21 protein-coding genes are annotated in these 22,943 nt (G+C 56.6%); 14 read left to right on the top strand and 7 right to left on the bottom strand.

Features of this window, described 5'->3' with window-relative positions; translation table 11 throughout:
• Nucleotides 1-29 precede the first annotated feature (29 nt).
• The 8 genes from PG062_RS00470 to PG062_RS00435 all read left to right on the top strand — a co-directional run bounded on the left by PG062_RS00470 (nt 30) and on the right by PG062_RS00435 (nt 7,597).
• On the top strand, nt 30-1,307 hold the full coding sequence (locus PG062_RS00470) for a M16 family metallopeptidase (protein ID WP_270750539.1): 1,278 nt from the start codon (nt 30-32) through the stop codon (nt 1,305-1,307).
• Nucleotides 1,304-2,599: an EF-P 5-aminopentanol modification-associated protein YfmH gene (yfmH, locus tag PG062_RS00465; RefSeq protein ID WP_270750537.1), complete on the top strand. Its 1,296-nt coding sequence runs from the start codon at nt 1,304-1,306 to the stop codon at nt 2,597-2,599. Before PG062_RS00470 ends, yfmH begins: the two co-directional genes overlap by 4 nt.
• A 13-nt stretch (nt 2,600-2,612) precedes the next feature.
• Entirely contained in the window at nt 2,613-3,740 is a 1,128-nt protein-coding gene (gene lgt, locus PG062_RS00460; protein WP_270750535.1) for a prolipoprotein diacylglyceryl transferase, read from the top strand.
• Between the two features lie 47 nt (nt 3,741-3,787).
• A complete protein-coding gene (gene folD / locus PG062_RS00455; RefSeq protein WP_270750533.1) occupies nt 3,788-4,648 on the top strand; it encodes a bifunctional methylenetetrahydrofolate dehydrogenase/methenyltetrahydrofolate cyclohydrolase FolD in 861 nt (286 codons plus the stop codon).
• Nucleotides 4,649-4,783: 135 nt separating this feature from the next.
• A complete protein-coding gene (rplU, locus tag PG062_RS00450; protein WP_113999555.1) occupies nt 4,784-5,095 on the top strand; it encodes a 50S ribosomal protein L21 in 312 nt (103 codons plus the stop codon).
• Nucleotides 5,096-5,109: 14 nt separating this feature from the next.
• Nucleotides 5,110-5,361, top strand: a complete 252-nt coding sequence (rpmA, locus tag PG062_RS00445) for a 50S ribosomal protein L27 (protein WP_113999554.1) — start codon at nt 5,110-5,112, stop codon at nt 5,359-5,361.
• A 533-nt stretch (nt 5,362-5,894) separates the two neighbouring features.
• Nucleotides 5,895-7,181 (top strand): GTPase ObgE, encoded by a 1,287-nt coding sequence (obgE, locus tag PG062_RS00440; RefSeq protein WP_270750528.1) that lies wholly within the window; start codon nt 5,895-5,897, stop codon nt 7,179-7,181.
• A gap of 8 nt (nt 7,182-7,189) precedes the next feature.
• Complete coding sequence (locus tag PG062_RS00435; RefSeq protein ID WP_113999552.1) at nt 7,190-7,597, top strand: Mini-ribonuclease 3; 408 nt, start codon at nt 7,190-7,192, stop codon at nt 7,595-7,597.
• A 241-nt stretch (nt 7,598-7,838) separates the two neighbouring features.
• On the opposite strand, the gene PG062_RS00430 is transcribed toward PG062_RS00435, so the two are convergent.
• Complete coding sequence (locus PG062_RS00430) at nt 7,839-8,003, bottom strand: hypothetical protein (protein ID WP_158538824.1); 165 nt, start codon at nt 8,001-8,003, stop codon at nt 7,839-7,841.
• 109 nt (nt 8,004-8,112) lie between these two features.
• On the opposite strand from PG062_RS00430, the gene PG062_RS00425 reads away from it, so the two are divergent.
• From PG062_RS00425 to PG062_RS00415, 3 genes are all read left to right on the top strand, one after another.
• Nucleotides 8,113-9,516 (top strand): RsmB/NOP family class I SAM-dependent RNA methyltransferase, encoded by a 1,404-nt coding sequence (locus PG062_RS00425; protein ID WP_270750526.1) that lies wholly within the window; start codon nt 8,113-8,115, stop codon nt 9,514-9,516.
• Between the two features lie 288 nt (nt 9,517-9,804).
• On the top strand, nt 9,805-10,542 hold the full coding sequence (locus PG062_RS00420; protein WP_113999550.1) for a YebC/PmpR family DNA-binding transcriptional regulator: 738 nt from the start codon (nt 9,805-9,807) through the stop codon (nt 10,540-10,542).
• Nucleotides 10,543-10,640: 98 nt separating this feature from the next.
• The gene (locus PG062_RS00415) at nt 10,641-12,305 is read left to right on the top strand and encodes a protein kinase domain-containing protein (RefSeq protein ID WP_270750524.1); all 1,665 of its coding nucleotides are present in this window, start codon (nt 10,641-10,643) and stop codon (nt 12,303-12,305) included.
• A 286-nt stretch (nt 12,306-12,591) separates the two neighbouring features.
• On the opposite strand, the gene rpsR is transcribed toward PG062_RS00415, so the two are convergent.
• The 6 genes from rpsR to PG062_RS00385 all read right to left on the bottom strand — a co-directional run bounded on the left by rpsR (nt 12,592) and on the right by PG062_RS00385 (nt 17,661).
• On the bottom strand, nt 12,592-12,834 hold the full coding sequence (gene rpsR, locus PG062_RS00410; protein ID WP_113999548.1) for a 30S ribosomal protein S18: 243 nt from the start codon (nt 12,832-12,834) through the stop codon (nt 12,592-12,594).
• 37 nt (nt 12,835-12,871) lie between these two features.
• Entirely contained in the window at nt 12,872-13,357 is a 486-nt protein-coding gene (locus tag PG062_RS00405; protein WP_113999547.1) for a single-stranded DNA-binding protein, read from the bottom strand.
• Between the two features lie 49 nt (nt 13,358-13,406).
• A complete protein-coding gene (gene rpsF, locus PG062_RS00400; RefSeq protein ID WP_113999546.1) occupies nt 13,407-13,691 on the bottom strand; it encodes a 30S ribosomal protein S6 in 285 nt (94 codons plus the stop codon).
• A 168-nt stretch (nt 13,692-13,859) separates the two neighbouring features.
• Nucleotides 13,860-15,452, bottom strand: coding sequence for a UDP-glucose--hexose-1-phosphate uridylyltransferase (locus PG062_RS00395; protein ID WP_333559361.1), 1,593 nt, complete (start codon nt 15,450-15,452; stop codon nt 13,860-13,862).
• Nucleotides 15,453-15,639: 187 nt separating this feature from the next.
• Complete coding sequence (locus PG062_RS00390; protein ID WP_270750523.1) at nt 15,640-16,569, bottom strand: nucleotidyltransferase family protein; 930 nt, start codon at nt 16,567-16,569, stop codon at nt 15,640-15,642.
• A 45-nt stretch (nt 16,570-16,614) separates the two neighbouring features.
• On the bottom strand, nt 16,615-17,661 hold the full coding sequence (locus tag PG062_RS00385; protein ID WP_270750522.1) for an RING finger protein: 1,047 nt from the start codon (nt 17,659-17,661) through the stop codon (nt 16,615-16,617).
• A 367-nt stretch (nt 17,662-18,028) separates the two neighbouring features.
• On the opposite strand from PG062_RS00385, the gene prfB reads away from it, so the two are divergent.
• The 3 genes from prfB to PG062_RS00370 all read left to right on the top strand — a co-directional run bounded on the left by prfB (nt 18,029) and on the right by PG062_RS00370 (nt 22,801).
• The gene (gene prfB, locus PG062_RS00380) at nt 18,029-19,150 is read left to right on the top strand and encodes a peptide chain release factor 2 (RefSeq protein WP_270750521.1); all 1,122 of its coding nucleotides are present in this window, start codon (nt 18,029-18,031) and stop codon (nt 19,148-19,150) included.
• A gap of 791 nt (nt 19,151-19,941) precedes the next feature.
• Nucleotides 19,942-21,309, top strand: coding sequence for a Trk system potassium transporter TrkA (gene trkA / locus PG062_RS00375; RefSeq protein ID WP_270750520.1), 1,368 nt, complete (start codon nt 19,942-19,944; stop codon nt 21,307-21,309).
• A 4-nt stretch (nt 21,310-21,313) separates the two neighbouring features.
• Nucleotides 21,314-22,801, top strand: a complete 1,488-nt coding sequence (locus PG062_RS00370) for a TrkH family potassium uptake protein (protein ID WP_270750518.1) — start codon at nt 21,314-21,316, stop codon at nt 22,799-22,801.
• Nucleotides 22,802-22,943 lie beyond the last annotated feature (142 nt).

The following is a 22,943-nucleotide window of genomic DNA, read 5'->3' as shown; positions in this document are numbered from 1 at the left end:
AATTCGGATGAAATTCGGAGGATACTGATTTGGAACGTAAAAAACTGGCTCCCGGTGTATTTATCACCACATTGGATGCCGAAAAATTTAACCGCTGCCGCATTACCATCCATCTGCGCTACCCGGCATTGCGCCGCAGCGCAACGGATGCCGCTGTGCTGCCGCTGGTGCTGGAACGCGGCTATGCGGGCTGCCCGGATATGACGGAGCTTTCCCGCAAATTGGCGCGGCTGTACGGTGCCGACCTTGGCGTGGACCAGAGCAGCGCCGGAATTGACCGCGTGCTGACGGTGGACATCTGCGGCATCAAGGATCGCTTTGCCCTTGACGGTGAGAATCTGACCCGTGAATATGCCGATATCGCCTTTGGTACCATCTTTGAGCCGTACCTGATTGATGGTGTGTTTGACCCGGAGGCTGTGCGCATTGAAAAAGAATCCCTGGCCCGCCGCCTGGATGCCGAGTTCAACAATAAGCGCCTGTACTGTGTGCGCCAGGCCCGCCGCAAATTTTACGGCGATTCCCCGGCAGGCATTGAGCTGGGCGGCTACAAAAGTGACCTGCCCAACGTAACGCCCCAGACTCTGAAAGCCGAGTATGACCGCATCCTTTCGCTGGCATCCATTGATGTGATGGTGCAGGGGGCGGATCCCGCCCTGGTGGAAGAGCTGCTGCTGCAAAAGCTGGCTGGCGCTGCCCGCAGCCCCCAGCGCTTTGCCATGCCGCTGGCCATGCCCATTATTGAAACCCAGCACTTCAGCGAGGAAATCCCCGGCCTGACCCAGGCTAAGCTGTGTATGCTGTTTACCCGCGGCACGCCGGAGGACCTGCCCAGCATTACCGTGATGCGGATGGCAATGAGCGTGTTTGGCGGCTCCACCACCAGCCGCCTGTTCCGCAATGTGCGCGAAAAACAGAGCCTTTGCTATTACTGCGGTTCCAGCGCTCTGCGCGCCACCGGTGTGATGATGGTGGATTCCGGCGTGGAGCCGGGCCGCGAAGCCCAAGCCGAAGCTGCGATCCTGAAAGAACTGAACGACTTGTGCACCGGCCCTATCACCGAACAGGAAATGGACGACTGCCGCCGCAGCCTGCTTTCCAGCCTGGATTCGCTGGGGGATTCCCTCGGAGGACTGGAAAGCTGGTACTATGGCCAGATCCTGCGTGACGAAGCGCTGGCCCCGCCGGAGTACGGCAAGGTGCTGACCAACGCCGTTACGGCGGACGAAGTGCGCGAAGTGCTGCAGAGTTACCGTTACTCTGTTGGCTACACGCTGACGGCAAAAGGGGAGGGGGAAAACGCATGATGGAACACGCAGAACACAGCCCGGCTGCCATCCGGGAAAAAGCCGCGGGGGCGGTCAACTGCCAGAGCGTGACCCTGCCCAGCGGCTTGACGGTTTTGTGCCGCACGATGCCGGGCTACAGCTCGGTACACGCCATGTACGCCACCAACTTTGGCTCCGTTGTGCGGGAATTTACCCTTAACGGCAAACGAATCCAGCTGCCCGCCGGTACCGCGCACTTTCTGGAACACAAAATGTTTGAATCCGAGCAGGGCGATGCGTTCGACCTGTATGCCAAAACTGGCGCTGCGGCAAACGCTTTTACCAGCTATGACCGCACCTGCTATATTTTTACCGCAACCGGCATGACGGATGAAAACCTGGATATTCTGCTCAACATGGTCGGTCATCCCTGGTTTACCAAGGAGACCATCGCCAAGGAGCAGGGCATCATCGGGCAGGAAATCAAAATGTATGACGACAGCCCGGATTGGCGGCTGCTGACCGCACTGTTCCGCTGCCTGTATAAAAGCCATCCCATCCGGGACGATATCGCCGGCACCACCCAGAGCATTGCCGAGCTGACGCCCGAACTGCTGTACGCCTGCACCGATGCGTTCTACCGCCCCGGCAACATGGTACTTTCCGTTGCGGGCAACATCACGCTGGATCAGGCTGTGGAAGCCTGCCGCCGCAACGGTGTGTATGACGCAGTGGAACCCCCGCAGGTGGAAACCATCTTCCCGCAGGAAGCCGATACGGTGCAGCACAAAGAAACCACTTTTACCATGCCGGTCAACAAGCCCTGCTTTGCCCTTGGCTACAAGGAAGCCGCCATCAACCGCGGCGATACCCGCATGGAGGTCATCGCAGACCTGCTGCCGGACCTGATCTGCGGCGGGCTGACGAATCTGTACCGCAAGCTGTATGATGAATCGCTGGTCAACCCGGAGTTCAGCGGCGATTATCTTTCCACCGAGGGAGCCTGCATCATCGCTTTTACCGGTGAAAGTGAGACCCCGCGTGAGGTTGCCCAGATGGTGCGGGATGAAATTGCCCGCCTGCGCCAAAACGGCGTAGACCCGGAGCTGTTTACCCTGGTCAAAAACCAGATGTACGGCGAAATGCTGGCTGATGTGGAGAACGTGGACGATGCCGCCGAGGAGATGGGCATGGCCTTCCTGAAAGGCCGCACCCTGGCAGATGAAATTGAAGCGCTGGCCACTTTGACCGTTGACGATGTGAACAAGGCACTGCAAACCATGCTGCTGGAAGAAAACAGCGCCTATATCCAGATCGACCCGAAGGAATGAGGTGTAATGGCAGATGTCTTTTGATGTTCAGTTTCCCGGCCTTGGGCTGGAATTTACCATCAACCGCGTTGCGCTCAGCATTGGCGGTTTCAACATTTACTGGTACGGTGTGATCATCGCCGCGGGCATGGTGCTTGCCATGCTGTTTGCTTTCCGCAATGCGGATGATTTCGGCATCAACTCCGACCGCCTGATCGATGTGATCCTGGTGGGCGCGGTCATGGCAATCGTCTGCGCGCGCATTTATTATATTGTGTTTGCGCCGTTCAAGTATGAAAGCATCTGGCAGATGATCGATATCCGCCAGGGCGGTATTGCCATTTACGGCGCGGTCATCGGCGCATTTGTGTTTGGCGGCTTGATGGCCAAGATCCGCCGCATTCCCATCCTGCCGCTCTTTGATCTGGTTGGGATATGCTTCCTGATTGGTCAGGGCGTGGGCCGCTGGGGCAACTTTGTCAACCAGGAAGCTTTCGGCAGCAACACCACGCTGCCCTGGGGCATGTACAGCGAGGGTACCTATAACTACCTGCTCAGCGTACAGGCCACCCTGGCCGCTGAGGGCGTTACTGTGGACCCCACCCAGCCGATACACCCGACCTTCCTGTACGAGAGCATCTGGTGCCTGGTGGGGTTTGTGCTGCTGGCAAGCCATATCAAAAAGCGCCGCTTTAACGGCGAACTGTTTCTGCTCTACATCATCTGGTACGGCCTGGGCCGCTACTGGATCGAGGGTCTGCGCACCGATGCGCTGATGGTCACTTCCACCCTGCGCACCAGCCAGCTGGTGGCACTGGTGTCTGTGGCCACGGCGGTGGTGCTGCTGGTGGCCGGGTTGCAGCGATTTAAGGGCGCGCAGCTGATGGTGCCGCTGCAGGTGAGCAACCTGAAAAAACTGGATGCCGCCGGAACTTATTTTGTGGTGGATGAACTGCCCGCAAGTGCGTCCCATCGCGAATTTGTTCAGGCCACTGCCGCCATGAACCGCCGCCTGGAGGAATTTGACCTTGACGAAGCGGAAAAAGTGGAAGATAATAGTGACAATGGTGAAGCGATAGAAGAGGGGAATGTGGTAGCCGAACCCCAGCAGCCCGCCGAAGCGCCGGAAGCCCCGGCCCCGGAGGACGAAGCAGGGGAGTAACGTTTAGGTGCATCCTGCACCTGAAAACCACAGGAGGGAATGCAAAGATGAGTGCACAGATCATTGACGGAAAAGCCCTTGCGGCCGCAACCAAAGCCGAAGCTGCCGCCGAAGCAGCGGCCCTGAAAGCCAAGGGCATCGAACCCTGCCTGGCTGTGATTCTGGTGGGCGAAAACCCCGCCAGCCAGGTGTATGTGCGCGGCAAGGTAAAGGACTGCGGCGAATGCGGCATCAAGAGCCTGGAACTGCGCATGCCGGAAACCACCACCCAGGAAGAACTGCTGGCCAAAATTGCAGAGCTGGCAGCCGACAAAACCGTAAACGGCATTCTGGTTCAGCTGCCGCTGCCCAAGCAGATCGATGAGCACGCCGTGATTGACGCCATCCCGCCGGAAAAGGACGTGGACGGTTTTTCCCCTGTCAACGTGGGCCGTATGCAGACCGGCCAGCCCTGCTTTTTGCCCTGCACCCCGGCGGGCTGCATCCGCATGATCGAATCTACCGGCACCAAAATTGACGGCAAAAATGCCGTGGTCATCGGCCGTTCCAACATTGTGGGCAAGCCCGCAGCCCTGTTGCTGCTGGCTAAAAATGCAACCGTTACGGTCTGCCATTCCCACACGGCCAACCTGAAAGAAATCTGCGCCAACGCGGATATTCTGGTTGCCGCCGTTGGCCGCGCTGGTTTTGTGACCGGCGATATGGTCAAGCCCGGCGCCGTGGTGATCGATGTCGGCATCAACCGCGGTGCGGACGGCAAGCTGCACGGCGATGTGAACTTTGAGGAAGCAAGCGCCGTGGCGGGTTACATCACCCCGGTGCCCGGCGGCGTTGGCCCCATGACCCGTGCCATGCTGATGAAGAACACCACCCAGGCTGCCGCCATGCAAAATGGCGTTGCTATTTGAAATTATTTCAAAAAGTATCTTGACGGAACCGGGCGCATGTGGTATGATAATTAGGCCGCATGGCATGGGCTCTGCAAGTGTGTGCATTTGCACGCCGCCCCGCATCCAGCGAGACTTATTGAAAGAGGTTATCACATGTACGCAGTTATTCTGACCGGTGGCAAGCAGTACAGCGTCAAAGTTGGCGACAGCATTTTTGTTGAGAAGCTGAACGCTGAGGCTGACAGCGAAGTCACCTTCGAAAAAGTCCTGGCCGTTGGCGAGGAGGGCGCTGTTAAGGTTGGCGCTCCCGTTGTTGAAGGCGCTACCGTTGTCGGCAAGGTCATCAAGAACGGCAAGGGCAAGAAGCTCAACATCATCACCTATCGTCCCAAGAAGGGCAGCATGGTTCGCAAGGGCCATCGTCAGCCCTACACCAAGGTGGAAATCACCGCGATCAACGGCTAAGGAGGTTAAGCACAATGGCACATAAGAAAGGCGTAGGTTCTACCAAGAACGGCCGTGATTCCGAGTCCAAGCGCCTCGGCGTTAAGCGCGGCGACGGTCAGTTTGTTCTGGCCGGCAACATTCTGGTCCGTCAGCGCGGCACCCACATCCATCCGGGTGAGGGCGTCGGCATCGGCAGCGATGACACCCTGTACGCTCTGGTTGATGGCCGCGTTCATTTCGAGCGCGTTGGCCGTGACCGCAAGCGCTGCACTGTCAAGCAGTAAGTAACCTTTTAAGGGCGGGCCGTGCGGCTCGCTCTTTTCTTTTGCCCAAAGGCGAGAACAGGCGGGGAAACGTGGCAAAAGAGTAGCAAGGTAGAGGGCCGATTGCAAAACCCCGGCAAGTTCTGTAGGGGCCGATGCTCGCATCGTCCCGCGGTACATTACCCTATTTGCTCGCCTCAATCTTTTGCCGCCTATCCCGCCCTACAAACCCTTTGCAATGTTTGCAGCGATAAGCAAGGTTTCTCTACGGCAGGGTGAGGGCATCCTGCTCTACAAATATTTTTAATGTTTGCGGCTAGTCATAAAAAGCGATATAGGGAACGGTCTCGACCGTTCCGACAACTATGCCCAGATGCGTACCCTAAAAAGAAAATATTCCCGCCATTCTGCGTACACACTATATTATAAAATCATAGACTAACCAATCAATCCAATCTTTAATATCCGATTCTGTGCCGCCATTGGCGGTACACCATCATGTTTCATTATTCTCTATTCTTTGTATTTGCAACACCCCCTAAAGGAGGTAACACATGCCCAGTACCAGTAATTTTATTGATGTCGCAACCATCTGGCTGCACGCCGGCAAGGGCGGCGATGGCGCGGTCAGCTTCCATCGCGAAAAGTTCGTCGCGGCTGGCGGCCCGGACGGCGGCGATGGCGGCCGCGGCGGCAATATCGTGTTCCAGGCGGACCCCAACCTGTCCACCTTGATGGACTTCCGCTATAAGCGCAAGTATACCGCCCCCGATGGCGAAAATGGCCGCGGTGCCCGCCAGAAAGGCAAGGATGCCGATGACCTGGTCATCCGCGTGCCCCGCGGCACCGTGCTGAAAGAAGCCGAGACCGGCCTGGTCGTGGCAGATCTTTCCGGCGATGCCCCGGTGGTTGTGGCCAAGGGTGGCCGCGGCGGTTGGGGTAATGCCCGCTTTGCCACCCCCACCCGTCAGATCCCGCGCTTTGCCAAGCCCGGTCTGCCCGGTGAGGATATGCACCTGACTCTGGAATTGAAAGTGATCGCGGATGTTGGCCTGATCGGCTTCCCCAATGTGGGCAAGTCCACCCTGATCAGCACCATCAGCGCGGCACGCCCCAAAATTGCAAACTATCACTTTACCACGCTGACCCCTGTTTTGGGCGTTGTGCGCGTTGGCCCGGAACAGAGCTTTGTCTGCGCCGATATCCCTGGCCTGATCGAAGGTGCTGCCGATGGCGTTGGTCTGGGCCATGACTTCCTGCGCCATGTGGAGCGCTGCCGCCTGCTGCTGCATGTGGTGGATGTTTCCGGCTGCGAGGGCCGCGACCCCAAGGAGGACTTTGAGCAGATCAACCACGAGCTGGAGGGCTTCTCCGCAGATCTGGCTACCCGCCCGCAGATTGTTCTGGGGAACAAGTGTGATATCGCAACCCCCGAACAGGTAGAAGAATTCAAGCAGTTTGTGGAAGCCAAGGGGCTGACCTTTGTGCCCATCTCCGCCGCAACCCGCCAGGGGGTGGATGCCCTGCCTGCCCTGGTGTACAGCCGCCTGAAAGAGCTGCCGCCGGTCAAGGTGTTTGAGGCAGAGTACGTTAAACCCAGCTTGGTCGATGCCCCCACCCGTCCCTTTACCGTGGAGCGCACCGGTGCCCACGAGTTTACCGTGGATGCCCCCTGGCTGGAGCGTATTCTGGCCGGTACCAACGTGGAGGACTATGAAAGCCTGCAGTATTTCCAGACCCAGCTGGGTGATTCCGGCATTCTGGATGAGCTGGTCCGCCAGAACGTGGAAGAGGACGATACTATTAAGATCGGCGAATACGAGTTCGATTACGTTTATTGAGGCACGCCATGTTATTTGAAGCACACCCGGAAATTGATATCCACGAAATGTCGCCGCTGGCCTTGGCTTTTGCGGGGGATGCCGTGCTGGAACTGCTGGTCCGCCAACGTCTGGTGGAAACATCCCGCCTGCAGCCGGGGCGGCTGCACAGCGTGGCAACGCATTATGTATCTGCCCACGCGCAGAACCAGGAGCTTGCCCTTATTGAGCCGATGCTGACCGAGGAAGAGCAGAACATCCTGCGCCGCGGCAAAAATGCCAGCAAAGCCAGCGTGGCCAAGCATGCCACCGCGCAGGAATACCGCGCCTCCACAGGCTTTGAGTGCCTGCTGGGCTGGCTGCACCTGATGGGCCGGGATGACCGGATCGAAGAACTGTTTGAAACGATCTGGAAAAATTATACCCCGGAACAATAAGTGCCTGCGCGCAGAAACACAAGCTGCAACAAAGCCGGTGCCCAGCAAACGGCACCGGCTTTTTGCGTGGCGGCACAATAAAATAGGCAGTGCTGTTGATATAGCACTGCCTTAGACTGCCAAATAGCGCTCCGTAGGGGCAGACATCGTTCGCCCGCGGCCGCTTGCCCTGTGCATAACCTTAAAAATGCGTGTTGAAGCCAAATTTTTCAATATGCATCTGGCTTTTCAGGGCAAAGCATCACTTCTTTTTGCTGCCGTCGTCCTTGCCCTTGGTGCCGCAGCCACAGCCGCAGTCTGTGGTGGAGTTGGTGGTTTTCTGCGTGGTGCTCTGGGTAGCTTTCTGGCTGGCCTTGCGGGTATTGCAGTTCTGGGTCTTGTTCTGTTCGTTGGTGCTGCGTGCCATATGCGGGTACTCCTTTCAAAATCAAAAAAGCAATTTGGGGCCGGGTTTCACCGGCTCTGCCAATAGTCTGCCCAGCCTTGCCGCTGATATGCAAAATGGAGGTTGATCCATGATAATTTCACAACTGCCGGAACTGTTTGTTCAGCGGGAGCGCGCCCTGCTTGGCCCGCGGTTTGATGCAATGTTTTCCTATCCGGGGCAGGGGGCGGTGCGTGGGGCCAGCGTGAATGCCCTGCGCTGCACGCCGCAGCAGTTTGCTGCGCTGGCGGATTTTCCGCTGGAAGCATCGCCGTTTTGCGCGTCCGCTTTTGTGGTGCCGCAGCCGGATTGGAAACCCGGCCGCCACCCCTACCACCATGCGGGAGCCTTTTATGCGCAGGAACCCAGCGCCAGCGCCCCGGCTGCGCTGCTGGATGTGCACCCCGGTATGCGGGTGGCAGACCTGTGCGCCGCGCCGGGCGGCAAAACCAGCCAGCTGGCCGCCGCGCTGGCCGGGCATGGCGTGCTGCTGGCCAACGAGTTTGTGGCTGCCCGCGCCGAAGTTCTGCGCCAGAATCTGGAGCGCATGGGCGTGACCAACGCCATTGTGACCAACGAGGACACTGCCCGCCTGGCCGCGGCATATCCCGGTCAGTTTGACCGCATTCTGGTGGATGCCCCCTGTTCCGGCGAGGGGATGTTCCGCAAGGAAAGCGTTGCCGTGACCCAGTATGACCAGCCCCTGCTGGATCGCTGCGCCGCTTTGGGGGCAGAGATTCTGGAAAACGCCGCGGCCATGCTGGCGCCGGGCGGAATTTTAGTCTATTCCACCTGCACCTTTGCGCCGGGGGAAGATGAAGGGCAGATCGCAGCTTTCCTGGCAAGGCATCCGGAGTTTACCCTGTGTGATCTTTCCGGCTGCGGCTTTGGCCAGCCCGGTGAAGCCAACCGGACAGGGGACTATCCGCTACAGGCAGAATACTGCCGCCGCATCTGGCCCTGTGATGGCGGCGAGGGCCATTTTATGGCCAAACTGCAAAAGGCGGCGGATGCCCCGGCGGTGGAACTGCCGCGCGGCAAAAACGGTAAAGGAAAAGGCGGCAAAACACCCCGTGTGGATGCCAAGGCATTGCAGGCGTGGCAGAGCTTTGCCAAAGAGCTTTTCCCCACATTGGCGGGCCAGCCCATTGCAGTAGTGGGGGACGGCTTTTTGCTGGAGCCGCCCGCCCTGCTGCCCGCGGCAAAGCTGCATGTGCTGCGCGCCGGGGTGCCCGCGGGCCGCGCGGCAAAAGGGCGCTTTGAACCGGCCCACGCGCTGTTTATGGCTTACGGTGCCCAGTGCACCAATTGCGAGGAGCTGACCCTGGCGGATCCGCGCACCGCAGCGTGGCTGCGCGGGGAAGAGATCGAAGCCCAAACCGCCCAGAACGGCTGGTGTGCTGTGCTGGTGGATGGCTTCCCCCTCGGCGGGGGCAAGGCCAGCGGGGGCCGCATCAAAAACCATTACCCCAAAGCCCTGCGCAACCTGAAATGACCGTAAAAATAGTGCAGACATAAAAGCGGAAAGGGAAAGCTGTAACCATAGCCCCGTTTCCGTCAACATGGTTAGCACTTGAAAAAAAGTTCGTTCTGTATTTACAAAACGTTTGCCGCTTTTTGTTTTCAAATACATCCAGAAAAACACCGCCAAAACATTGAAAACGGCATAGAAATGTGCTATACTATACTAATGTAATTTGTCGGTTCGCGCACTTTGCGCAAAGTACGGGAATCTTACCGCCTTCAATGTGCGGTTACACATCAATTTTTTAGGGGGATTTTCATGTCCGGACATAGCAAATGGAATAACATTAAGCGCAAGAAAGAAAAGACCGATGGCGCCCGTGCCAAGGTTTTCACCAAGATCGGCCGCGAGATCGCTGTTGCCGTTAAGGAAGGCGGCGGCAACCCCGCTTCCAACTCCAAGCTGGCAGCCCTGATCGCTAAGGCTAAGGCGAACAGTGTGCCGAATGATAACATTCAGCGCATCATCAAGCGCGCCGAGGGCGGCGATAAGACCGAGTACGAAGCAATTACCTATGAAGGTTACGGCCCCGGCGGCATTGCCGTTATGGTCGAAACCCTGACCGATAACCGCAACCGTACCGCTGCCAACATGCGCCATTACTTTGATAAGTTTGGCGGCAACCTGGGCCAGATGGGCTGCGTTGGCTTCATGTTCACCCAGAAGGGTGTGATCGTGGTTGACCTGGAAGATGCCGACCCCGACCAGCTGATGATGGATGCTCTGGATGCCGGTGCCGAGGACTTTGATGCAGGCGAAGAGGCTGCACAGGTCACCACTGATCCCGATAACTTCACCGCTGTGTGCAACGCACTGGAAGAAAAGGGTTATAAGTTCATTTCTGCCGATGTGGCACAGGTTCCTTCCACCACCACCGCCCTGACCGATCCGGATCAGCTGGTCAACATGGGCAAGCTGCTGGACGCACTGGACGATGACGACGACGTGCAGAACGCATGGACTACCCTGGAGAATGAAGAAGACCTGGACCGCTGATTGGCAGCCAAGGTTTGAGCTTGAATGTTTAAGGAGGCGCGCAAAAGCCGGATATTTCGGTTTTTACGCGCCTTCTTTTTACACAAAGGAGCCATGTTATGAGCCAACTTCCCCTTTGCCCGCACTGCCTGGAACCCGTGCGCAGCGGCTACCATGGCAGCTGCCCCAACTGCGGCAAGTCCCTGGAAAACCATAACCCCGAAGGCGCGCTGCCCCTTGGCACCCAACTGGGCGGGCATTACACCGTGGGTGAATACCAGAGCGCTGACGGCGACGGCCTGTGCTACCGCGGTGTGGATAATGATGAACGTCGGTTTGTGCTGATCAAAGAGTATTTCCCGGTAACGCTGTGCAATGGCCGCAGCCCGGATGGCGACCTGATGCCCAAAGAGGGCCGGGAAGTGCTGTTCAAAACCAGCCGGATGGATTTCAAAGATTTGTACGATGACCTGCACCGCATCACCCCGGCAACCGGCCTTTCGCAGATTCTGGATGTGATGGAAGAAAACAACACCGTGTACGCGGTGGAGGAAACCGAGAAGGGCATGACCCTGACCCATTACCTCAAACTGCGCGCCCGCACCCTGACCCCCGTGGAGGCCCGAACCTTGCTGCAGCCCGTGATGGAGGGGGTGGCCCTGCTTCACAAGGCCGGGCTGATCCACCGCGGCATCTGCCCGGATAACATCCTGCTGCCCATTGACGGTGCCGCCCGGCTGACCGGGTATGGCACGCTGGCCCTGCGCACGGCAGGCAGCGAGCTGAAAAGCCAGCTTTACCCCGGCTATGCGGCACCGGAACAGTATTCAGCGGCGGAATTCTCTGGACGGTACACCGATGTGTACGCTCTGGCGGCGGTCACTTACCGACTGGTAACGGGCCAGGTGCCGGTGGCAGCCCCGCAGCGCAAGGTACGGGACAGTATGGAGAACGCCCACAGCCTGGAATCTGGTGTGCCGACCTATTTTTCTCAGGTGCTGACCTGCGCCATGCGGCTGGACCCCGCCAAGCGGATGCAGACGGTACCGGAGCTGATGAGCGCCTTGACTGATCCCACCGTGGCGAACGCCATGTTTGAAAAAGGCGAAAACCAGGTATCCACCAAAAAGATTCTGGCGGCTTCCATGGTGGTCATCTTTGTGTTGGTGGTGCTGTTGCTGTGGAGTCTGCTGAAAGGCGGCAAGGGGAGCGATACAAAACCGGCAGTTTCCGGTGCGGCATCCACCGGCACATCGGCTTCCAGCACGACCAACAGTGATGTGGAAGTTTACCCGGATCTTGTGGGAAAGAACTATAAGACCGATATCAAAAATAACACGCTGTATACCCATTACCGCATTGCCATGACGGAGGATTTCAGCTCCACTGTACCGGAGGGCTGCGTCATCAGGCAGGAGCCGGTGGCCGGAACGCTGGTCACGGAACAGGCACCCACCATCCAGTTAGTAGTCAGCAAAGGCCCCATGCTGGTGGAAATGCCGGACATCATCGGCTGGACGCAGAACAACGCCAGCAAAAAGCTGGATGAATCCGGCATCAACTATAGCATGCAGATCATTGAAAACGATGGCCAGTACGCAGAGAACTGCGTTGTAAAATGCGATGTGAGCAAAGGCACCAAGTTTGATGCAGATGAGACTGTCGTGACGGTGTATATCGCCGGGGCACGCAACGATGCGTTTGCGGTGGATTCATCGCCCACACCCTCCGAACAACCCAACTGGGCGGACAGCACAGACCCTGCTGCAACAGCAGCACCGTGATAGCAAAAACCTAAGGCCCCGGCATTACAGGAAAGACAACCTGTTGTGCCGGGGCCGCGTTTATTGAATTAAAAAAGAATAAAGAATAATGAATAATGGGAGTGTGACGCCCACGGCGTCACATTTTAATCAGGTCCGCTACTCTGGCAAAAAGCATTCTGGCCAGAGCGGCCCACCTATTTTATTCGCGCCGCCGCGGGCGGCGCACCAACACAAAAATCCCCCGCCGCAGGCTTTGCAGCCTGAGCGGCGGGGGATTGCTGTGCTTATTCAGCAGCCGTTAAAATCAATCGCTGACGTACGGCATAAGAGCCATATGACGAGCACGCTTGATAGCAACGGTCAGCTCGCGCTGATGGAAAGCGCAAGTGCCGGTGACGCGGCGGGGAATGATTTTGGAACGCTCGCTGACGTATTTGCGCAGGCGGGGCAGATCCTTGTAATCAATGCGGTCGATGCGATCAACGCAGAAGCTGCAAACCTTTTTGCGGCCGCGATGCATCGGACGAGAAGAACGATCCATAGCCATGATCCGGTTACCTCCTTGTAAAATTGGTATAATCGATTCAGAACGGCAAATCGCCCTCGTCCTCAATCAGTGCAAAGTCATCGTTGCTGCCAGCCGAATAGGCGGGAGCAGCGGGCTGCGCTGCGGGACGGGAATAATCAGCCGGTGCTGCAGGAATCGGAGCAGACGCCATCGGCGCGCCCATACCAGCAGCGGGATTCTGGGATTTGGGAGTAACAAAATTAATGTTACTGGCCACGATCTCGATCGCAGTGCGGTTGTTGCCGCTCTTATCCTGATAGTTACGGCTCTGCAGACGGCCATCAATGGCAATCATGGAACCTTTCTGGAAATAACGGCAGACAAACTCAGCGGAGCGGTCCCAGGCGACAACATCAAAGAAGTCGGCCTGGTTCTGGCCATTGGCATCGCGGCGCCCACGGTCACAGGCAACGCGGAACGAAGCCACGTTTTTGCCGGTCGTCGTCTGGCGCAGCTGCGGGTCCGCAACAAGGCGGCCCATAAGAACAACCACATTCAGCATAATTCAGTTACTCCTTCCCAACACGCACACCAGGGTGCGTGGCGCTCAATCAGGCTTCCTCGGCAACGATAATGCTGCGGAGAACGCCTTCGGTGATACGGTAGTTACGATCCAGCTCTGCGGGGAAATCCGGCTCGCTGGTGAACTTGATCACGGTATAAACGCCCTCGGTTTCGTCTTCGATAGGGTAGGCGAGACGGCGCTTGCCCCAATCATCGACAGAATCGATCGTACCGTTTGCTTCGATCAGGGACTTGAACTTGCCGATCAGGGCAGCGGAAGCCTCCTCATCCAGAGCAGAACTGGTAACCAACATGGTTTCATACTTAGCCATTTTCTGTGCACCTCCTTTTGGACTTTAGGCCCTTGCCTTTACGCAAGGGCAAGGATGTGTGTCTTGCTTGACACAGCAACTTATTATATCAAGCAGAATCACCTTTTGTCAAGGTGTATTTTGCAGGATATCAAAAATATTTTGCCGCTTTTGGCGGGAACGCGCATTTTATGCCTTACGGTAACCAACGCTTTCCATAAATTTCAGGAAAGCTGCCTGCCCGGCGGCATCCTGCTTGAAGACACCGGCGTTTTCAAGCACATGGCTGAACACAATACCGATCTCATCCCGCAGAACAGCTTCGGCTTTTTCACGCTTCAGGCCGGTGCCGTACTTTTTGATCAGACCATCGATCCAGTCAGCGTGTACAGCCAGCGGGCTGCCAGCTTCGCGGCTGGTGTTGGGGGCGGAACCGGTCAGGATATCGGCAATGGCGGCGCTCTGATCTTTCAGGCGGGCGGGCAGGATGGCCAGGCCCATTACCTCAATCAGGCCGATATTCTCTTTTTTGATGTTGTGGTATTCCTTGTGCGGGTGGAAGATGCCGTCCGGATACTGTTCGGTGGTGCGGTTGTTGCGCAGCGCCAGGTCCAGAATGTAGCCGTCATTCTCATCATAGTGCAGAATGGGGGTGACGGTGTTGTGCGGGGTATCGCCGGTGTGGGCGATGATATCTACGCTGGTATCGCTGTAATCACGCCAGGTGCGCAGGATGTCGTCCGCAGCACTCTGCACTTCCTGGGAACTGCGGCCCACCAGGCGCACGGTGGAAACCGGCCAGTTGACGATACCGGCTTTCACGCCGGTGTAGCGCGCGTTGCGCAGCGGTACGGCGATATGCGCTTTCTGCATGGGGAAGACATAGCACCCGCCCTGGAAATGGCTGTGGCTCAGGATGCTGCCGCCTACAATAGGCAGGTCAGCGTTGGAACCGCAGGTGTAATGAGGGAACTGTGCCACAAAGTCAAAGATTTCAGCCAGGGTATGGCGGTCCATCTCCATGGGCTTGTGGCTGTCGTTCAGCATGATGCAGTGCTCATGGAAATAGGCATAGGGGCTGTATTGCAGATAGAACGTTTCACCGGCCAGGTTCATGGGCACAATGCGATGGGTCTGGCGGGCAGGGAAGTTGATGCGCCCCGCATAGCCGATATTCTCCTTGCACAGCATGCACTTGGGGTAGCTGGCAGCGGGCTGCAGCCGCTCCATGGCAATCACTTTGGGGTCTTTTTCCGGTTTGGTCAGGTTGATGGTAATTTCCAGCTCACCGTAAGGGGTGGCCGTGTTCCACTGGATGTTCTTGGCAATTTGCGCCGTGCGGATGTAGTTGGACACAACGCACAGATCATAGAACCAGTCCGTGGCAGCTTTGGGGCCGCCCTTGGCATACAGTTTGCGGAACTTGCGGCAGACTTCGCTTTCGCGCGGCATCAGGGCACCCATCATGCGGGTTTCAAAGTTGATGCGGTACTGCGGCACACTGCCGTCAAACAGGCCCTTGGCGGCGGCAAGCTCCACCATCTCGTCCAGCAGGGCAGCGGGGGTGTCAAAATCCTCTTTGGGCACCTGTTCCTCGCTGGGCTGGGCCAGACCCAGCAGATCCAGCAGGGTGTTGCGGGCTACAATGGCATCCAGCTCCTTGATGAGCTTGTGTTTGCGGCCAAAGCGCAGCAGGCGCTCCACATCCAGGGCAAGTGCGGCATCACGCTGTTCGGCAGTCATTGCGGAAATGTTCACGGCTTCGATGTTTTGTTTCGGCATCTGTACATCCCTCCTACATTTACGATACCGCATTTTACCCTCACTTTCCATGGTGCAAAATCCCATGCTTTTGCAGTTTTCAATCAAAAGGAGTGAACCCGCGGAAAGATTTCTGTGCGGTTCGCACATTCTCTGGCTCCGGGATTCACCCCTTTGATTTATTTCATACGGTTTGCAACGGGCGGGCTCAGTGCTTCAGGTCGCTGAACAGGTTTTTCTGGTAAACGCCATCGGCCACCAGCTTGGCAAAGCTGTCAATCACGGTCTGCTTGTCCTCTTTATAGGTAACGCCGAACCACTTGTCATGGGTGGGCAGCACCTGAACGGTCACGGCATTCTTTTCCAGCAGCTCGCCAATATAGATGGGCAGCAGGTACTCGGCCTTCAGCGGGTTGGCGGGAACGCTCTTCTCAAAGAACTCCACAAAACCGTCCTCCAGCACCTTCACGAACTCCGGTGTCAGGCCCCAGAAATTCATCGAAACCAGGCTCTCCGGGTCAATGGCCTTGCCCTCAACGGCAGCGCCGTCAGCGGTCTTTTCAATGCCGGAAGTCTCCACAACATCGGTCAGGTAGCCTTCGGCGTTCATCTGGCAGACACCGCGGGTCACAGCGCCGTTGTCGCTCAGGGTGTTCTTCAAAACAAAGCCGGCCATGGACAGGGCGTTCGGTTTGTCCGGGGTGTAGCACTGCAGGAAGTTGTGAATCTGGACAAAAGCTTCCTTGCCATAGTAGTCGTCAGCATTGATAACGGCGAACGGCTCCTTGATGACATTCTTGCAGGCCAGAACTGCCTGGCCGGTGCCCCAGGGCTTGCTGCGCTCAGCGGGAACTTCGTACCCGGCGGGGATGGCGTCCTTCTCCTGGAAAGCATAGGCAATCTCAATGCCCAGGTCGGCACAGGTCTTTTCAATGCGGTTGCCGATGGCTTCCTTGAAAGCCTCCTCAATGTCGTGGCGGATGATAAAGACAATCTTGTCAAACCCGGCTTCGATGGCATCATGGATGGAGTAATCCATGATGATCTCGCCGTTGGGGCCGACAGCGGCCAGCTGCTTGATGCCGCCGCCAAAGCGGGAGCCGATGCCGGCTGCCATAATGACCAATGCTGTTTTCATACGTTTTCCTCCTGAAATATCGCTTATCCTTACTTCTTCATATTTTTACATCGTCAAAAACCGGATTACGGCGTTCAGGTCCGGTCCCATCAGGAAAGATCCCAGAACCCCGGCTGCGATGTAAACACCAAGGTAGATAAAAACGGCTGCCCAGCTGGTGCCGCCGGTTGCGGCCAGGGCATCGCTGCGTTGCGGGCCTTCGGGGCAGCGGTCATAAACGCGGTGAATGCGGCGTTCGCTTTCTTTTTTATACCAGTACACAGCAAACAGGCCGCGAATAGCCATCTGGATAAAGTTCAGCACATAGCATACCTGCATGGCCGTGGGAATTAGCCGCAAAAACGGCATACCCACCATCCACTCCGCACCGGATACCGCCATCAGGCACAGCAGGGAGGGCAGCACCACAATAAAATCCAGCAGCGCAAAAAGAACACCCTGCTTCCACATTTTGCGGTAGAAGAAATAGAAAGGCCCAAGGAAAAAGGCGGAGAACGAGATGACTGCTTTGCGCCGGGTTTCCTGCATGCGGAAGAACTGCATCATATAATAAATGCTGGACGGCCCAACATAGCTGGCCCAGTCCCGCGCCTTGATGCCGTCAATCGGGTCATCGGGGCCGACTTCCTTGCAGGTAAAGCCATCCGGGCCCATGCTGCCTGCACTGAAAAAGTCCTGGTCGGGTGCCTGTTCTTGGCGCGGTGCCTGGCGATACTGCGGGGCACCGCCGGCCTGGTAGCTGCCGTTGGCGTACACCGGGCCGTTGCCGCCGGGGGCGGGGTGATCCTGCTGGTACTGCACGTTATCCGGGTGGTCCGGCAGCGAAACGCCGCAGTGGTTGCAGTATTTTGCGCCCAGCGGGTTATGGGTGCCGCAGTTGGGGCAGACGATATCATCCGGCCGGTCGGAAATCACGTTGTCCGGGGTCCATTCAAACCCGGCGGCGTGGTCTGCCTGATGCACGCAGACACCGACCTTTTTCCAGCATTCGCGGTGGTACGGTGTGCCGCAGTCCGGGCAGACAACGATATCATCTGCTTCTTTGAATTTTTGTTTGCATACGGGGCAGGTATTGCCCTTGTAATCAGCCATGTGTGGTCCTCCGAATTTTTAGGGTGGGGAGTGTTATCCTGCCCATCCATCTTGTTCCGCTGCGGCCAAAAAGGCGCAAACGAAATAATTTAGCCATATTATACACCATATGTCCATGGAAAGCAAAGAACTTTTCGTGAATAAGCGGGCAGAAAGCGGATTTTTGCAGAATATTTGCAGATTTTGGCCTGCCGATAGCTGGTGTATATCAAAAAAGTAGAAGCCGATTTTAATCTGCACGCCTGTAACGTGCAGATCATGCCGTGTGTTTTATACCTCTTTACAAGAAATAAGATTTGCGTTATACTGATAGCATCTTGATTTATGCGTATCTTTATTTTTAATGATTGACCAAGGGGTAGCAAATATGATCACCATTGACGAATTGAAATTTAAGCTCGGCGGGCTGGAAACTGCGGTAAACGACCTGCGCGATGCCCTTTCCATTGAAGCGAGCGAAAAGCGCCTGGCAGAGCTGGAACACCAGATGACGTTGCCCGGTTTTTATGATGACCAGGAAAAAAGCCAGAAAGTCATCAGCGAGATGGGCGAAGTGAAAAATAAGCTGGAGCGCTTCGGCAAACTTTCCACCCAGTACGAGGAAGCCCAGACCCTGCTGGAAATGATTGAGGAAGAAAATGATCCCTCTCTGGCAGCAGAAGGCGAAGAAGCTGTGAACGGCGTGGAGAAATCCATTGACGAACTGCAGCTGATGACCATGCTGAACGGCGAGTACGACCATTCCAACGCTATCCTGACTTTCCATGCAGGCACCGGCGGCACCGAAGCACAGGACTGGGCCGAGATGCTGACCCGTATGTACACCCGCTGGGCCGAAGCCCACGGCTACACCGTGGAAGTTCTGGATGTGCTGGAAGGCGATGAAGCCGGTATCAAGTCCGCTTCTATGATGATTAAGGGTGCCAACGCTTACGGTATGCTGAAAAGTGAAAACGGCGTGCACCGTCTGGTGCGCATCAGCCCGTTTGATGCCAACGCCCGCCGCCAGACTAGCTTTTCCAGCCTGGAGGTTATGCCGGAACTGGATAACAATATTAAAGTCGAGATCAACCCGGCGGATATTGAAATGCAGGTTTACCGTTCTTCCGGTGCAGGCGGCCAGCACATCAACAAAACGTCTTCCGCTGTGCGTTTGATCCACAAGCCCACCGGCATTGTCACTTCCTGCCAGACCCAGCGCAGCCAGCTGCAGAACCGTGAGTACGCCATGGAAATGCTGAAAGCCAAGCTGTACCAGATCGCTCTGCAGCAGCACAAGGATAAGGTGGATGACATCAAGGGTGTGCAGAATGAAATCGCCTGGGGCCACCAGATCCGCAGTTATGTGTTCATGCCGTACACCCTGGTCAAGGACCACCGTACCAACTATGAAAGCGGCAATGTGCAGGCCGTGATGGATGGTGACCTGGACGGTTTCATCTATGCTTACTTGAAAGCATTTTCCCGCGGTGAACTGCAGGATGTATAATTAAAATAGAATAAAGTAAAATAGAATAAAGAAATATCCATCCGGCGCGCATGGCCTGAACAAAGGGCTGTGTGCGCTTTGCTTTTTGGCGGGTAAAAACAGGTGAACCTGCTGCAAAAGCCGCCGCAGTTTTGCATAAAGTGACCAAAGTGTACGGCATACCCGGCGGGACCAGTTGCATTTTTCGGCAAGCCTGCTATAATACATGCAGTATTGCCAGCAAACATTAAAATTGTGTTAATATGGCCTTGGGGTGTATCTGAAAAGTCGAAAATATAGTCTATTTCTAGAAATGCAGCCGGATTTTACGTTAAGGCAATACCGCACAATTCTAAGTGCCGATACGGCGAGCGAGGCACGGCAGCTGCTAAGCCAAAAGCGCAGATAATACTGGATGCTGCAAAGGTGAGCGCCGCCAGTGGCGGAAACAGCGAACCGAAGCAGGGGCAGCGGTCGCAGAGTGCGAGGGGCTTTTGCCCCCGAAGCACGATGCGGGTACCGCAACCCGACATTATCGAGCATTTTGGCAACGCAGATGCCGTGCCGCAGCCGCCGGAGCGGTGCTTAAGCCGTCAGGCGGGAATTGTGCGGTGTTGCCTTAAAAAGCCTTGGAAGCCACAAAGGACTCCAGCGGCTCTTTGCCTTACATCCTGCTTGTGTTTGCGGAATATCTGTCATTTTCTTTGCTTTCAGAAACACCTTGACAGGCTGCTTTGCTGTTTGGCGTCGTCCCTGAACCGATACCGCAGCAGCTGTATGCCATAAGGATCTGGCGGAAAAGAGGAAACCGAATGAAGATCGTGGTTGTGGGCTTGGGCAAAGTGGGCCGCGCGTTGACCCAGCAGCTCAGCGCAGATAAGCACGATATTGTTGTAATTGACCGCAACCCGACCGTTGTGGATGATATCTGCAATATCTGCGATGTGCGCGGCGTGACCGGCAACGGCGGCTGCTATGAAGTGCAGGCCGAAGCGTTTGAAGGCGGCGCCGATTTGCTGATTGCCGCAACGGACAGCGATGAGATCAACATCCTGGCCTGCCTGGTTGCCAAAAAGCTGAACACCCGCCATACCATTGCGCGCATCCGCAACCCGGAATATGAAAAGCAGCTGCGCTTTATGCGCCAGGAACTGGGCCTTTCGATGGTCATTAACCCCGAAAAGGCCACGGCACGCGAGATCGCCCGCGTGCTGCGCTTCCCCAATGCGCTCAAGCTGGAACAGTTCAGCAAGCAGCGCTTTGAACTGGTGGAATACCGACTGACCGAGGGCAACCCCCTGACCGGCCTGCAGCTGAGCGACCTGTACAGCAACATGCGGGTCAAAATGCTGATCTGCGCCGTGGCACGCGGCAAACAGATCACCATCCCCACCGGTAGTTTTACCCTGGAAGAAGGGGATACAATCTACCTGATGGCCACCCCGCAGGAACTGGAACAGTTTTTCCGCCGCCTGGGTATTTTCAAGGAGCGCGCCAACAATGTCATGGTGGTGGGCGCTTCCCGCATGGCGTATTATCTCGTCAAAGAACTGAGCGAGATGAACATGCACGTTACCGTAATTGACAACAATCCCGCCCGCTGCCAGGATATGAGCGAAAAAATCCCCCGTGCGCTCATCATTCAGGGCGATGGCACTGACAGCGAGCTGCTGGCGGAGGAAGGCATTGCCGATATGGATGCCTTTGTGGCGCTGACCGGTCTGGACGAAACCAACATTATTCTGGCAATGTATGCTTCTCAGTTGAACCACTGCAAGGTGGTGGCTAAAATCAACCGCAAATCCTTTGCCGATGTGGTGACAGAGCGCGGCCTGGTGGACAGCCTGGTTTCCACCGGCGCTGTCACCACCGAGCTGATCGTACAGTATGTGCGCGCCATGCAGAACAGCCAGGCTACCAATGTGCGCACCCTGCACCGTCTGGTAGGCGGCAAGGTGGAAGCGCTGGAATTCGGCGTTACCGCCGATGTGCCGTTTGCCGGTGTGCCGCTGCGGGACCTGAACCTGCGCAAAAATATCCTTGTGGCGGGCATTATCCGCGAAAACGGCAAGACGATTATCCCGTCCGGCAACGATTCTTTCTGCGCAGGGGACGATGTGATCATTGTTACCACCAACACCGATCTGACCGATCTGCGCGATATTATGGCAAGGGGGTAACGGAATGAACTACCGCATGCTTGGGTATGTGCTGGGCCGTATTTTTATGGTTGAAGCCGCCCTGCTGCTGCCTCCGTCTATTGTAGCTGTTATTTATGGCGAGTGGAGCTGCCTGTTTGCCTTTGTGGTAACGGCGGTGGGGCTGGCCGTGCTGGGCCTTGTTCTGGGGCTGCGCAGCCCCGCCAACTCAGCGATCTATGCGCGCGAGGGTCTTGTGATCGTGGCACTGGCCTGGGTGCTGATGTCCGTGTTCGGTGCGCTGCCGTTTATCATCAGCGGCGATATCCCGTTTTTTGTGGATGCCTTTTTTGAAACGGTATCCGGCTTTACCACCACCGGCTCTAGCATCCTGCGCGATGTGGAAGCCATGAGTTACAGTATGCTGTTCTGGCGCAGCTTTACCCACTGGGTAGGCGGCATGGGCGTACTGGTGTTTACCATGGTGGTTCTGCCGGTCAGCGATGGCCGCGCCATGCACCTGATGCGCGCCGAATCGCCGGGGCCTTCGGTGGGCAAAATCTCCAGCAAGATCCGCGATACTGCCAAGATCCTGTATGCCATGTACCTGGTGCTTACCGTGGTGCAGACAATTTTGCTGCGCCTGGTCGGTCTGCCCTGGTACGATGCCCTGATTACCGCCTTTGGCGCGGCGGGCACCGGCGGTTTCAGCAACCGTGCGGCCAGCATTGGTGCTTACGGCAGCCCGGCGGTGGAAATGATCACCGCGGTCTTTATGGTGCTGTTCGGCATCAACTTCAATGTGTATTTCTTCCTGCTCATCCGCCATTTTAAGGAAGCGTTTGCCTGCGAGGAAATGCGGGTCTACCTTGGCGTGATTGCAGCTTCCACCCTGGCCGTTGCGGGCAATATCTTCCACTTGTATGGCAATGTGTGGCAGTCCCTGCGCTATTCTTTCTTCCAGGTGGCTTCCATCATTACCACCACGGGTTATGCCACAACAGATTTTAACATGTGGCCCACCTTCTCCAAGGCGGTGCTGGTGCTGCTCATGTTCTTTGGCGCCTGTGCGGGTTCCACCGGCGGCGGCATCAAAATCAGCCGTATCATTATTATGTGCAAAACTGCCAAGCAGGATTTAATGCGGGTGCTGCACCCCCATGCTGTCACTACCGTCCGGTTTGAGGGCAAGCCCCTGGACGATAAAACGGTGTTTGGCGTGCGCACCTACATGAACCTCTACCTGATCATTTTTGTGCTGTCCACCATGGTGGTGGCCATCAACCAGTTTGACCTGGTTACTACTTTTACCGCGGTGGCATCCTGCCTGAACAACATCGGCCCCGGTCTGGAATTGGTCGGCCCTATGGTCAGCTTTGCGGATTTTTCGCCGCTGATCAAGCTGGTGCTCAGCTTTGATATGCTGGTGGGCCGTTTGGAGATCTTCCCCATGCTGGTATTGTTTGCCCCCAGCACCTGGCTGCGCAGCAAAGGCCATCTGGACCGCCGCCTGCGCGCCCGCAACCTGTTCTGAGCCTTACAAAATTATGGCAACACCGCACAATTCCCGCCTTGCGGCTTAAGCACCGCTCCGGCAGCTGCGGCACGGCATCTGCGTTGCCAAAATGCTCGATAATGTCGGGTTGCGGTACCCGCATCGTGCTTCGGGGGCAAAA

The sequence above is a fragment of the Gemmiger qucibialis genome (genome assembly GCF_027689445.1).
Classification (GTDB): Bacteria; Bacillota; Clostridia; order Oscillospirales; family Ruminococcaceae; genus Gemmiger; species Gemmiger qucibialis.
The sequence above is the reverse complement of the archived record's forward strand: the minus strand, read 5'-3'. Positions and strand labels throughout refer to the sequence as shown.

Bases quoted from the DNA above. Each gene is read 5' to 3' on its own strand.
- yfmH (WP_270750537.1), top strand. From the start codon at position 1,304: ATGATGGAACACGCAGAACACAGCCCGGCTGCCATCCGGGAAAAAGCC.
- lgt (WP_270750535.1), top strand. From the start codon at position 2,613: ATGTCTTTTGATGTTCAGTTTCCCGGCCTTGGGCTGGAATTTACCATC.
- folD (WP_270750533.1), top strand. From the start codon at position 3,788: ATGAGTGCACAGATCATTGACGGAAAAGCCCTTGCGGCCGCAACCAAA.
- rplU (WP_113999555.1), top strand. From the start codon at position 4,784: ATGTACGCAGTTATTCTGACCGGTGGCAAGCAGTACAGCGTCAAAGTT.
- rpmA (WP_113999554.1), top strand. From the start codon at position 5,110: ATGGCACATAAGAAAGGCGTAGGTTCTACCAAGAACGGCCGTGATTCC.
- obgE (WP_270750528.1), top strand. From the start codon at position 5,895: ATGCCCAGTACCAGTAATTTTATTGATGTCGCAACCATCTGGCTGCAC.
- PG062_RS00435 (WP_113999552.1), top strand. From the start codon at position 7,190: ATGTTATTTGAAGCACACCCGGAAATTGATATCCACGAAATGTCGCCG.
- PG062_RS00430 (WP_158538824.1), bottom strand. From the start codon at position 8,003: ATGGCACGCAGCACCAACGAACAGAACAAGACCCAGAACTGCAATACC.
- PG062_RS00425 (WP_270750526.1), top strand. From the start codon at position 8,113: ATGATAATTTCACAACTGCCGGAACTGTTTGTTCAGCGGGAGCGCGCC.
- PG062_RS00420 (WP_113999550.1), top strand. From the start codon at position 9,805: ATGTCCGGACATAGCAAATGGAATAACATTAAGCGCAAGAAAGAAAAG.
- PG062_RS00415 (WP_270750524.1), top strand. From the start codon at position 10,641: ATGAGCCAACTTCCCCTTTGCCCGCACTGCCTGGAACCCGTGCGCAGC.
- rpsR (WP_113999548.1), bottom strand. From the start codon at position 12,834: ATGGCTATGGATCGTTCTTCTCGTCCGATGCATCGCGGCCGCAAAAAG.
- PG062_RS00405 (WP_113999547.1), bottom strand. From the start codon at position 13,357: ATGCTGAATGTGGTTGTTCTTATGGGCCGCCTTGTTGCGGACCCGCAG.
- rpsF (WP_113999546.1), bottom strand. From the start codon at position 13,691: ATGGCTAAGTATGAAACCATGTTGGTTACCAGTTCTGCTCTGGATGAG.
- PG062_RS00395 (WP_333559361.1), bottom strand. From the start codon at position 15,452: ATGCCGAAACAAAACATCGAAGCCGTGAACATTTCCGCAATGACTGCC.
- PG062_RS00390 (WP_270750523.1), bottom strand. From the start codon at position 16,569: ATGAAAACAGCATTGGTCATTATGGCAGCCGGCATCGGCTCCCGCTTT.
- PG062_RS00385 (WP_270750522.1), bottom strand. From the start codon at position 17,661: ATGGCTGATTACAAGGGCAATACCTGCCCCGTATGCAAACAAAAATTC.
- prfB (WP_270750521.1), top strand. From the start codon at position 18,029: ATGATCACCATTGACGAATTGAAATTTAAGCTCGGCGGGCTGGAAACT.
- trkA (WP_270750520.1), top strand. From the start codon at position 19,942: ATGAAGATCGTGGTTGTGGGCTTGGGCAAAGTGGGCCGCGCGTTGACC.
- PG062_RS00370 (WP_270750518.1), top strand. From the start codon at position 21,314: ATGAACTACCGCATGCTTGGGTATGTGCTGGGCCGTATTTTTATGGTT.